The sequence below is a fragment of the Arthrobacter sp. AL05 genome (assembly GCF_029960715.1).
In the GTDB taxonomy this organism is placed as follows: domain Bacteria; phylum Actinomycetota; class Actinomycetes; order Actinomycetales; family Micrococcaceae; genus Arthrobacter.
Genome location: NZ_JASBRC010000006.1, coordinates 202,123 through 213,740, shown reverse-complemented (window position 1 = coordinate 213,740; position 11,618 = coordinate 202,123). Strand labels below are relative to the sequence as shown.

Here is an 11,618-nt window from a genome sequence, read left to right as displayed (position 1 = left end):
GGCTTGGTCTGTCAGGAGTACTTCGGGAACACCCCCCACCCCGGATGGGTCACCCGGGAACCGTCACCAACCCGTTACTTATCTCGGGCCCAAGGCCCGGGCCGCCGCTCCGATAACCGCCCCGTCAATTCGGCCCTAGCGGCAGGGCCAAAGGACCTTAGTGGGTGCCGCCCGGGAGGTCTAGTCTAGGGATAAATCCTGAGTTCAGGACATTCTTTTGCTTCGGCTCTTTAGGCGGGCACAGCACTTGCCAAAGAACGCCGGGAGCGCCCGCAAAGTCTCTATTCACCTCGCGCTGGAGTTGACATGGGTAGTGTTGGTTTGCTTTACGTTGGAGCAGTTCTGTTTATCAACGGGCTGATGCTTTTGGGGGTCATCCCGGGGAAGTCTGCGGCAATCCTCAATTTTTTTGTTGGCACCATGCAGGTGGTGTTTCCGACGATTATCATCCTTCAGGCCAACAACGATCCCACTGTTATCTTCGGTGCGGCCGGTCTGTATCTGTTCGGGTTTACCTACTTGTATGTAGGGATCCTGCAAATGACAGGAATCAGCGGCGAAGGCCTGGGCTGGTTCTCGCTGTTTGTGGCAGCCTGTGCCGTTGCGATCGGAGTCCTGCAATTTACCTTGGTGGCGGACCCGGTCTTTGGCATCATCTGGTTTGTCTGGGCCGTCCTCTGGTTCCTCTTTTTCCTGGTCCTCGGGTTGAAGAAGGATTCGCTCACCACCATGACCGGTTGGTTCACCGTCTTCATCAGCCACCTGACCGGCACCATCCCCGCGTTCTTCCTGCTTCTTGGCCGCTATGAGACCAACAACGGGTATGCGGCCCTGGTTGCCGCGATTGCCGCGGTGGCCCTGGCCGCGGCCTACTTCCTCGGCCGGAAGGCGATGCGCAACAGGGCCCTGGCGCCCCAGCCCACCAATGTGGCCCGGACCGCTTAAACATCCCGTAGGGGGAATAGTCTCCCACCCGGACAAGAGAGGACCCGGCCATGGCCACCTACGAATACCGTTGCCCATCCCATGAGGTTTTGTTCGAATCGCAGCACCCGATCGGAGAGGCGCCGGAGACCGCAGTATGCCCGGCCTGCGGCGGCGTATCCCGCCGCGTCATCAGCAGTCCCTACCTTTCACGGTCCGGGTCAGCCGCGTTCAAACTTATCGACAGCACCGTGCGCAGCGCCGCCGAACCCCAGGTGGTGAACTCCCGCATTCCGGGCGCCCCCAAGAGGGTCCAGCCATACACCTCCAACCCGTTACATCAGAAACTACCGCGGCCCTAGGAATCTAAGAAGCGGAACCTAGTCAAAGGAGACACAATGCCCGCAAAGATATTTAACCTTGACTCGTCAAAGAAGTTCGAGGACCAGGAGAAAATAGGCCATAACCGATGGCATCCGGAAATCCCTGCCATTGCCACGGTCAAGCCTGGTGAGTCGTTCCGGGTGGACTGCCGGGAATGGTTCGACGGCGCGATCGTCAATGACGACTCGGCAGACGATATCCTGAATGCTCCCCTGCTGACCGTCCATAAACTCAGCGGCCCCTTCGCCATCGAAGGCGCAAAACCAGGGGACCTGCTGGTGGTTGATATTCTCGACGTTGGTCCCATTCCGCAGGAAGATTCCGGCCCGCTCGCCGGGCAGGGCTGGGGCTACACCGGTATTTTCTCCAGAAACAATGGTGGCGGATTCCTGACCGATCAGTTCCCGGACGCTTATAAGGCCATTTGGGATTTCACCGGACAGATCGCAACATCGCGGCACGTTCCCGGCGTTTCCTTTACCGGGCTGATCCACCCGGGACTGATGGGCACGGCGCCGTCGGCTCAACTGCTCGCGAAGTGGAACAAGCGCGAAGGTGACCTCATTGCCACCAACCCCAACCGCGTCCCACCCCTGGCGCTGCCGCCCGAGGCCGGGCACGCTGTACTCGGACACCTGCCCGAGGCGGATTTTAGCCGGGTCGCAGCGGAAGCGGCCAGGACTGCCCCGCCGCGTGAAAACGGTGGAAACCAGGACATCAAGAACCTGTCCAAGGGCAGCCGGATCTTCTATCCGGTCTTCGTTGACGGCGCCAACCTCTCGTTGGGTGATCTGCATTTCTCCCAGGGCGACGGCGAAATCACCTTCTGCGGCGCCATCGAAATGGGCGGTTTTATAGACCTCCGGGTGGACATCATCAAAGGCGGCATGGACACCTACGGCGTCAGCGAGAATGCCATCTTTATGCCCGGCAACGTCGACCCGCAGTTCTCGCAGTGGCTGGCCTTCTCCGGAACGTCGGTGACACTTGACGGCGAACAGCGCTATCTGGACTCGCACCTGTCCTACCAGCGGGCTTGCCTCCACGCCATCGATTATCTGAAGAAGTTCGGCTACAGCGGAGAGCAGGCCTACATGATCCTGGGAGCCGTGCCCATTGAAGGCCGGCTCTCCGGTGTTGTGGATATCCCCAACTCCTGCTCGACTGTCTACATCCCCACAGCCATCTTCGACTTCGATGTCACACCGTCGGCTGCGGGCCCGCACAAGATAGATCCCGGCATGGGCGTGCCCATGTCCCGGAACGGCTGATCGCCTGGGCCGGGGCGCCCGCGGCGCCCCGGCCCACAGCACACCCAGCGTCACCCGGCCCGCCGCCGGAGGGAGCCGGACCGCCATCTTGGGCACGCTGGGTTGAGGCCTGCGCGGGCGCCGGCTCGCCCGTCAGCCGCAGGTCCGGGATCCGCCGCCCGGCTACTCTGCTGACGGCCGTTGCCGCTGCCGTTTTGTCGCCGAGCGCTGTTCCTTTGCCGCGAGTCGCCGGCGGTTGGAACCCCGCGTCGGTTTGGTGGCGCGGCGCCGCGCAGCCTCGGGCGCAAGGCCGCCTGCTATGAGGCCGGCGAGCTTTGCCAAGGCGATTTCGCGGTTGCGCAGCTGGGAACGCCGCTCGGAAGCGGTAACTGTGATGCTTCCGGCGATGAGGCGGGAATCCAGCCGGGTGACCAGCATCAGTCGTTGATCGTCCGAAAGCACCGCGGAGGCGACGACATTCCACGTGAGCTCGACGCGGCTGTCCGAGGTGTTGACGTGCTGACCTCCCGGGCCGGACGAACGCGAGAACCGCCAGCCCAGTTCCGCCGCGGGAATCGTGAGCGCGGCCGACACCTCCAGATCCATCCGCTAAGCCTCGCACAATATCGGCGCAGTTGGAGCCTCGCCATGGGCGAATCCACGGTCCCGGCAACGGCGGTCGGTGTCCGGGCCTGCGCCAACCAGCGAGCGGGTGTTATGCCCGACAAACACTTGCACAATACGTTAGCCAAGGCTAACGTATTAATTGTGCCTGATCTTCTGGAAGTTGCCACGGAGCCAACCAGGCGGGCACTGCTTCGACTCTTGGCAGCGGGGGAGAAAACGGTAACGGAGCTCTCCGCAAACTTTCCTGTGAGCCGCTCTGCGATCTCGCAGCATCTGTTGCTTTTATCCGATGTCGGTCTCGTCTCGGCCCGAAAGGACGGCAGGAACCGGTACTACGGTTTGGACTCCTCGGGGATGGTCCGGCTGCGTGAACAATTCGACTCCTTCTGGACCAACGAACTGGATCTGCTGGTCGCTGACGCCGGCCGGCTCCGCCCACCTTCACGGCAAGGGAAGAACTGATGTCCTACACAAAAACTGTTTTCCTCCCGGTTGACCCGGATACCGCCTTCTTGCTCATCACGGAGCCTGAACGGCTTCGCCGTTGGAAGGCCGTCGCGGCCAGGGTCGAGCTTCGCATCGGTGGAAGCTATCGCTGGACCGTTACCCCGGGACATGTGGCGCTGGGGACGTTTGTGGAAATCGAGCCGGGTAAACGTGTCATCTACACCTGGGGATGGGAGGGGGACACCCAGTTGCCGCCGGGTGCCTCGACTGTGACAGTGACCCTGGAAGCGGTCGACGGCGGAACGACTGTCCAGCTGATCCACGACGGGCTAACCGCGGAGCAGGAGATCGGCCACGCCCAAGGCTGGAACCACTTTATGGCGCGACTCGTACTTTTGGCCACGACCGGCGACGCCGGTGACGATGACTGGGCGGCAGCCCCGGATCCGATCGATGAGCTTGCCAGCGCCGAAGCCACCCTCGCCGTAGTCCAACGCATTCTCCGCGGACTCAAGGACTCTGACATGGGAGCCCGCACGCCCTGCGCAGGCTTCACCGTGGAAGGCCTCCTGAACCATCTCTTCGGGTCGATTGCATCGATCGGCAGTGCACTCGGTGTTTCCGTTCCTGCCCAGCCGACGGCCCCGCCCGAGGTTAGAATCGCCGACGCAGCGCAAATCATCCTGGAAGCTTTCCGGGCCCGGGGCCTGGCGGGAAGCGTGGACATGGGCTTCGCGGAACTTCCCGCCACGATGGTGGCAAATATCCTGAATGTGGAATTCCTGGTCCACGCCTGGGACTTTGCGAAGGCCACCGGGCAGGAGCTCACCGTCTCGCCGGTACTCGCGGACTACGTGCTGGGCCTTGCCCGGAACACGATCAGTTCTCACCAGCGCGGCGGCGACTTCGCCCCGGGGACGCTTGTCGATGAGTCGGCGGCGAGCATGGAGCGCCTCGTTGCGTTCACCGGCCGTGAGGTCGCCGGCATCTGATAAGCCAACTCACGGCAGGAGCACACAATGCCAGGGCGGCCGCATCTGCTGCATCCCTTGCACAATCCCGCCTCCTAATAGTTCGCACGGGCGGGGCGGTCTCAGCGTCCATGCCGGGCCGTTCGAAAGGCGAACGCAGATGAAAGGACATGTTATGAGCAAGTTCATCTATCTCTACAAGGGTCCGGCCACACCGATGGACCAGTTCACCCCGGAGCAGTCAGCGGAGCAGACTGCCGCCTGGGGCGGCTGGGTGGAGAAAATCGGGCCGGCCCTGCTCGATATTGGCGCACCGTTTACGCCTTCCCGTACAGCGGTGGTGGACGACGGTGCCGTGGCGGACTCTTCGGATCTGAACGGCTATTCGATAGTGGAAGCCGAAAGCCTCGCGGCGGCTAGAGCCCTGGCGGACGGACACCCCTTCCTGTCCGAGCGGAAAGGGACGTTCACCTTGGAGATCTTCGAGCTCGGCGAGATGTAGCGCCGCAATGAGTGGTGCCCCGGCGAACCGAGCGAGCTGCGTGCGGGTTTCCTCCGCCCGCTTCTCTGGCTCTCATCGAGCAAGGAGACGAGAATGGCCTGGTGCCAGCCGCTCGCCCCGCCGGGGACGGCAACCCGATGAACGCCGCAGCCCTAACGATTCAGCGCATCTATCTGACGTTGACGCTGGGCAATACCCTTGCGGCCTCGTTCATATGGGGGATCAACACCCTCTTCCTGCTCGATGCCGGGCTGAGCAACCTTGAGGCTTTTGCCGCGAACGCCTTTTTCACCGCCGGGATGGTGCTGTTTGAAGTGCCCACCGGTGCGATCGCCGATGGCTGGGGACGCCGGGTTTCCTTCCTGCTCGGCACCGTCACGCTGGCGCTATCCACCTACCTCTATTACCTGCTGTGGCAGCTTTCCGCCCCATTCTGGTTGTGGGCAGTGGTTTCCGTTGTGCTCGGCTTGGGATTCACCTTTTTCTCCGGGGCGGTGGAAGCGTGGCTCGTCGACGCGTTGCGGTTTTCCGGATACGAAGGCGACCTGGAGACGGTACTCGGCCGGGGATTGATGGTCTCGGGCATCGCAATGCTTGCTGGCTCGGTGGCCGGCGGTGTCATCGCCCAGGCCACCAACCTCGGCGTGCCGTTTATGCTGCGGGTGGGAGTGCTGATGGTGATGTTCGTTGTGGCCTTTAGGCTCATGCACGACGTCGGGTTCACTCCGGAACGGAAGGGACACCCGCTTCAGGCGACCCGTGCCGTACTCTCCGCCTCGATTGAGAACGGCTTGAAGAATCCGCCCGTCCGGTACGTGATGTTCGCCGCGCCGTTCAGTGCCGGCGTCGGGATCTATGTCTTCTACGCGCTCCAGCCGTACCTGCTGGAGCTTTTCGGCGACCCGCACGCGTACTCCGTGGCCGGGGTGGCGGCGGCAATCGTGGCAGCTGCCCAGGTGATTGGCGGTTGGTTGGCGCCACGGCTGCGGCGCCTTGTGCAGCGGCGGACGACCTTACTCATTCTGAGCAGCGTTATGGGGGCGGTAATCCTGGTCACTCTTGGGTTTATCCAGGTGTTCTGGGTGGCCCTGGTGCTGCTGGCACTCTGGGCCCTGGTAACGTCCGCGGGCACCCCGGTGCGGCAGGCTTACCTCAACGACATGATCGCCTCGCGGCAACGGGCAACAGTGCTTAGCTTTGACTCGCTGATGGGATCAAGCGGCGGTGTGGTGGTGCAGCCGATGCTCGGCCGGGCAGCAGATGTGTACGGCTACTCCGCGTCGCTGGCGGTCGGCGGCATCATCGGGCTAGTCGCCGCGCCTTTCCTGCTGGCCAGCCGCCGCCAGCGCCACCGGGCCGATCAGGCCGCCGCGCCGACCGATTCCGCGCAGTAGTGATTCCGTGCAGTAATGATTCCCGCGGCCCGCCCGTGCTCTGCGTTGATCACCAGCAGGCAATAGTCATTTTGGCGCGGATCCAGGGACCGCCCCGCTTTCTGGCAGGTCCCGGACACCTTACGTTGAGCAGCCCTTCGGGCCTAGAGTTGGGCTTCAATAACCACGGCGACAGGAGAGTCACATGATTACCCTGCAGATCGAACACCAGGTCCGGGACTTCGGCATGTGGAGGAGGGCTTTCGACAGTGACCCGCTGGACCGGGCCGCTTCGGGAGTGCGGTCGTTCCGGATTTCGCGGCCGCTGGACCAAGAGGACTACGTCATGCTGGAGATGGATTTTGATACCCAGGAAGAGGCTGTGGATTTTTTGGGCCGTCTGCAGAACGACACCTGGAAGACCGGTGTGACGGCTCCGGCGTTGGTTGGAGAGCCCTCGACCAGGATTATAGAGATGGTAGCCATTAAGAAGGTGGCAGCCCGCTGAGGCGCCACAGTTAGTCTTGGAGTATGACTGCCACAGCTTCCTCACCTGTCAGCTTTGACGGCCGTTTTGCCCGGGAGCTGGGGGAGATGTCCATCCCCTGGCAGGCGGACGAGGCCCCGGACCCCCGGCTCGTGGTCCTCAACAAGCCCTTGGCCGGAGAGCTTGGCCTTGATCCCGCCTACCTTCGCGGTTCCGATGGGCTGCGGCTGCTGATCGGCAATCTGGTCCCCGACGGTGCGACTCCTGTGGCACAGGCGTATACCGGCCACCAGTTCGGCTCGTTGGCCCCTCGGCTGGGCGACGGGAGAGCGCTCCTGCTCGGCGAATTGATGGACGTGGAAGGCCGTCTCCGCGATGTTCATCTCAAGGGCTCCGGGCGCACCCCTTTTGCCCGCGGCGGCGACGGACGGGCAGTGCTGGGGCCGATGCTCCGCGAATACATCGTCAGTGAAGCGATGCATGCCCTGGGCATCCCCACCACACGGTCCCTGGCGGTAGTGGCCACCGGGCAGCAGGTGCAACGCGAAACGATGCAGCCAGGGGCCGTGCTGACGCGGGTGGCAAGCAGTCATCTGCGGGTGGGCAGCTTCCAGTACGCCAGGGGGACAGGGGACATCGGCCTGCTGCGGCGGCTCGCCGACCACGCCATCACCCGCCTCCATCCCGCCGCGGCCGCAGCCAGGCACCCCCATCTGGCCTTGTTCCAGGCAGTGATCAGCGCCCAGGCGTCGCTGGTTGCGCAATGGATGTTGGTGGGGTTTGTTCACGGCGTTATGAATACCGACAATATGACAATCTCCGGCGAGACCATCGACTATGGCCCCTGCGCCTTCCTGGACGCCTTTATTCCGGCGACGGTCTTCAGTTCGATTGACGAGACCGGACGTTATTCCTACCGCAACCAGCCCGCCATTGCGGAGTGGAACCTCACGCGGCTCGCAGAGTCCCTCTTGCCGCTCTTCCACGACGAGCAAGAGCAGGCGATCGCCCTGGCGCAGGAGTCGCTCGCCGGGTTCCGGCAGCAGTACGGCGCTGCCTGGTCGGCCGGGATGCGGGCGAAGCTTGGCTTGGCTGCCGGCGTCGAAGACGATGTGGCTGCCACGATGGTGGACGAGCTGCTCAGCATCCTGCAGGCCGGGCGTGCCGACCACACCGCCTTCTTCCGAAGCCTTGGTGCTGCCGCCCGCGGCAACACCGGGCCGGCGAGGTCTCTGCTTCCCGACCCGGCGGCTTTCGATGCATGGGTGGAGCGTTGGAGTGCCGAAGATCCGGACGCGGATGCAATGGACCGGGTCAACCCCGCCTATATCCCGCGCAACCACCTTGTAGAGGACGCCCTCGCGGCCGGTACCGGCGGCGACCTCGCACCGTTAGGGCAACTTCTGGCCGCGGTGACCAACCCCTTCGTCGAGCGCCCGGGCCTGGAACGCTTCGCTGCAGCGCCGCCGGTCGAGTTTGGCCCCTACCGGACCTTCTGCGGAACCTAGCACCTCGCCACCGGCCGGTCTGCGGGTTCATTGCTGGCGTCCGGCGCCAGGTCCTCCGCGGCCCTGCCGGTTACTGGCGAGTCCGTTTCAGCGGCGACACCGAGGATACCCCCGTCAGTATTTTGACTACCCCCGGGGGTATCTGGGAGACTCGTGGCGTAGAACGGCCTTCGGCAGAATCGGCCGCTTGCCAGATACCCCCGGGGGTATTAGTGTTAAACCTAGTTCACGGGGACACCCCGACACATGACGAAGGAGAGCACATGCTTCTGGAACGCATTTACGACGAGGACCTTGCCCAGGCCAGCTACCTGATCGGCTGCCAGGCCAAGGGCGAAGCGGTAGTGGTGGACGGCCGCCGCGACATCGCGGTGTACCAGGCACTTGCTGCGAAAAACGGCATGAAGATCGTGGCCGTGACCGAGACCCATATCCACGCCGATTACCTCTCCGGCACCCGTGAGCTCGCCGCCGCTACCGGCGCGAAAATCTACGTTTCCGGGGAAGGCGGACCGGACTGGCAGTACGGATTCGACGGCGAACGGCTGCTCGATGGCGACAAGATTGTTCTTGGCAACATCAGCATCCAAGCGCTGCACACCCCGGGCCACACGCCGGAGCACCTGTCCTTCCTTGTAACGGACGGGGCGTTCAGTGACCATCCCGGGTACCTGCTCTCCGGCGACTTCGTCTTCTCCGGCGACCTGGGCCGGCCGGATCTGCTGGATGAGGCCGCCGGCGGTGTGGATACCCGATTCGCAGGAGCCAAGCAGCTCTTCACCAGCCTGCGGGAAAAGTTCGTGACCTTGCCTGACTACGTCCAGGTCCACCCTGCCCACGGGGCGGGCAGCGCCTGCGGAAAAGCCCTCGGCGCAATCCCGTCCAGCACTGTCGGGTACGAACGGCGCTTCGCCTGGTGGGCCCCGTACCTCTCGGCGAATGACGAGCAGGGCTTCATTGACGAGCTACTCGAGGGCCAGCCGGACGCGCATGCGTACTTTGGCCGGATGAAGCGCGAAAACCGGCAGGGACCGGCGCTACTGGGCGCCCGCGCACCGCTGCAGGAGCTCACCCTGGCGACGGTCGCCACCGATCTCGCCGCCGATACTGTGACATTCGTTGACACCAGGCCCAACGACCAGGTTCATGAAGGTACCGTCATCGGCTCTGTGAACATCCCGGCCGGGAAGTCCGTGGCCAGCTTTGGAGCCTGGGTGGTCAACCCGGAAACGGACAAGAACCCGCTGGTGTTGCTGGCTCCGGACCAGGCTTCCGCGCAGGAGATGTGGGACCATCTGGTCCGCGTCGGCATTGACTCGGTGGCCGGCTATGTCACCGGCTTCGAGGGTCTGCCCGTCAGCATTCCGAAACTCATCCAGCCGGAGGAACTCGCGGGCTTCGACGCGGCCATGGTCCTGGACGTCCGCAACCGCACCGAACACGCGGCCGGACACATCCCCGGCTCGCACCAGCTCAGCGGCGGCCGGGTGATGTGGAACCTCGACCAGCTCCCCGCCGAAGGAACCATCGTGAGCTACTGCCAGAGCGGCGTCCGGAACTCCGTCGCGGCCAGCGCCCTGCGCCGCGCGGGCTACGACGTCGTGGAACTGGACGGCAGTTACGCCGCCTGGGTATCGCGGCAGCCGCTGGATGCCGTCTCAGCGAGCTAGCTTCACACCCTGACACCGCCGTCGGCGGCCCTGGCGACAGGGCCGCCGTCGGTCTTCTGCTCAAACCACGTGAGGCATGCTGATGTCCGGCACCACCGATTCACGCCTGCAGCGGCGCAGCCCCAGCGGCATCACGTTGGGGCTGCGGCAGAACCTTGCGCAGTTTATGCTCCTCGTCGCAGTTAATGCCCTCGTCGGAGGAACCCTGGGCCAGGAACGCACAGTGCTCCCGCTGCTGGCCGGGCAGGTCTTCCACCTCGGCCTCTACACCAGCGCGTTGACGTACATCCTGGCCTTTGGCCTCGCCAAGGCCGCCACCAACTATTTCGCGGGCACCCTCTCGGACCGCTACGGCCGCAAACCCATTCTGATAGCCGGCTGGATAGTTGCTCTGCCGGTTCCGCTGATGCTTATTCTTGGGCCGAGCTGGGGCTGGATCGTCGCCGGCAACGTGATCCTGGGCATTAGCCAGGGCCTCACGTGGTCCACCACAGTCGTGATGAAAATGGATCTGGTGGGACCATCCGGGCGCGGGCTGGCGATGGGCCTCAACGAAGCCGCCGGCTACCTCGGCGTCGCCGGCACCGCCCTCGCCACCGGCCACATCGCCGCCACCTACGGTCTGCGGCCCGGGCCCTTCCTGCTCGGCGCCGCCTACATCGCTCTCGGCCTCGGGCTGTCGGTCTTTGCCGTGAAGGAAACCCGGGACTACGCCGGGGTCGAAGCCGCCAATAACACGGCCCACCGCAAAGCGGCCGGCGCCGAGCTGAGCAACCGCCAGATCTTCGCGTTCACCAGCTTCCAGGACAAATCCCTGTCGTCGGTAAGCCAGGCCGGCATGATCAACAATCTCAACGACGGCCTCGCCTGGGGACTCTTCCCCGTTATGTTTGCCGCCGCCGGACTGACGATCGAAAAGATCGGTCTTCTCGCTGCGGCCTATCCCGCCGTCTGGGGTGCGGCGCAACTCTTCACCGGTGCATTGTCGGACAAATACGGGCGCAAAGGGCTGATCGTCGGCGGCATGATGGTCCAGGCCGCCGCCCTGGCAGTGATCGCCGTCGGCCATGACTTCGCCACCTGGCTGACCGCCGCCGTTCTTCTCGGTCTCGGAACTGCCATGGTTTACCCGACCCTGCTTGCGGCTATCGGAGATGTCGCCCATCCCCGGTGGCGGGCCAGATCGGTCGGCGTCTACCGGCTTTGGCGCGACGGCGGCTTCGCTGTCGGCGCACTGCTCTCCGGCATCGTCGCGGACGCCATGGGCATCCCGGCCGCCGTCGGCGTCGTGGCAGGACTCACAGCGCTGTCCGGACTGTTTGTGGCTGTGCGTATGCGCGGCGCCGACCATCACGGCGGCCGGGTGCCCGCACCAGTCCGCGGCCCGAACGCGGCGTGACACAATCAACACAGCGCCAGCGATGGCCTCCCGTGGACTGCTGCGGTTAGCGGGCCGTGCGGACCGGAGCGAAAGG

The 11,618-nt window shown here is 64.1% G+C and carries 12 protein-coding genes; 11 read left to right on the top strand and 1 reads right to left on the bottom strand.

The annotated features are described in order from the left end of the window. Window positions 1-306: 306 nt before the first annotated feature. From QK287_RS10175 to fmdA, 3 genes are read left to right on the top strand one after another with little or no spacing between them, the layout of a single operon-like run. Window positions 307-945, top strand: a complete 639-nt coding sequence (locus QK287_RS10175) for an AmiS/UreI family transporter (protein WP_226774326.1) — start codon at window positions 307-309, stop codon at window positions 943-945. 50 nt (window positions 946-995) lie between these two features. Then, the gene (locus QK287_RS10170; RefSeq protein ID WP_226774327.1) at window positions 996-1,286 is read left to right on the top strand and encodes a zinc ribbon domain-containing protein; all 291 of its coding nucleotides are present in this window, start codon (window positions 996-998) and stop codon (window positions 1,284-1,286) included. A gap of 36 nt (window positions 1,287-1,322) precedes the next feature. Continuing rightward, window positions 1,323-2,579 (top strand): formamidase, encoded by a 1,257-nt coding sequence (fmdA, locus tag QK287_RS10165; RefSeq protein ID WP_226774328.1) that lies wholly within the window; start codon window positions 1,323-1,325, stop codon window positions 2,577-2,579. Between the two features lie 162 nt (window positions 2,580-2,741). On the opposite strand, the gene arfB is transcribed toward fmdA, so the two are convergent. Further along, window positions 2,742-3,164, bottom strand: coding sequence for an alternative ribosome rescue aminoacyl-tRNA hydrolase ArfB (gene arfB / locus QK287_RS10160; RefSeq protein WP_226774329.1), 423 nt, complete (start codon window positions 3,162-3,164; stop codon window positions 2,742-2,744). Window positions 3,165-3,206: 42 nt separating this feature from the next. Here arfB and QK287_RS10155 point away from each other — a divergent pair, with 42 nt between their 5' ends. From QK287_RS10155 to QK287_RS10120, 8 genes are all read left to right on the top strand, one after another. Then, window positions 3,207-3,647 carry a helix-turn-helix domain-containing protein gene (locus tag QK287_RS10155; protein WP_348774846.1) on the top strand — a complete coding sequence of 147 codons (441 nt, stop codon included), beginning with the start codon at window positions 3,207-3,209 and terminating at the stop codon, window positions 3,645-3,647. Beyond that, window positions 3,647-4,624 carry a TIGR03086 family metal-binding protein gene (locus QK287_RS10150; RefSeq protein WP_282359977.1) on the top strand — a complete coding sequence of 326 codons (978 nt, stop codon included), beginning with the start codon at window positions 3,647-3,649 and terminating at the stop codon, window positions 4,622-4,624. The genes QK287_RS10155 and QK287_RS10150 overlap by 1 nt, the downstream gene beginning before the upstream one ends. 154 nt (window positions 4,625-4,778) lie before the next feature. Then, the gene (locus QK287_RS10145; RefSeq protein ID WP_226774331.1) at window positions 4,779-5,105 is read left to right on the top strand and encodes a YciI family protein; all 327 of its coding nucleotides are present in this window, start codon (window positions 4,779-4,781) and stop codon (window positions 5,103-5,105) included. A 137-nt stretch (window positions 5,106-5,242) separates the two neighbouring features. Then, window positions 5,243-6,499, top strand: a complete 1,257-nt coding sequence (locus QK287_RS10140) for an MFS transporter (protein ID WP_282359982.1) — start codon at window positions 5,243-5,245, stop codon at window positions 6,497-6,499. A gap of 184 nt (window positions 6,500-6,683) precedes the next feature. Beyond that, the gene (locus QK287_RS10135) at window positions 6,684-6,986 is read left to right on the top strand and encodes a hypothetical protein (protein ID WP_226774332.1); all 303 of its coding nucleotides are present in this window, start codon (window positions 6,684-6,686) and stop codon (window positions 6,984-6,986) included. A gap of 23 nt (window positions 6,987-7,009) precedes the next feature. Continuing rightward, window positions 7,010-8,473: a protein adenylyltransferase SelO gene (locus QK287_RS10130; RefSeq protein WP_226774333.1), complete on the top strand. Its 1,464-nt coding sequence runs from the start codon at window positions 7,010-7,012 to the stop codon at window positions 8,471-8,473. A gap of 263 nt (window positions 8,474-8,736) precedes the next feature. Further along, window positions 8,737-10,143, top strand: coding sequence for an MBL fold metallo-hydrolase (locus QK287_RS10125; RefSeq protein WP_282359976.1), 1,407 nt, complete (start codon window positions 8,737-8,739; stop codon window positions 10,141-10,143). An 82-nt stretch (window positions 10,144-10,225) separates the two neighbouring features. Continuing rightward, window positions 10,226-11,542 carry an MFS transporter gene (locus QK287_RS10120; RefSeq protein WP_282359974.1) on the top strand — a complete coding sequence of 439 codons (1,317 nt, stop codon included), beginning with the start codon at window positions 10,226-10,228 and terminating at the stop codon, window positions 11,540-11,542. The last annotated feature ends 76 nt before the right edge of the window (window positions 11,543-11,618 follow it).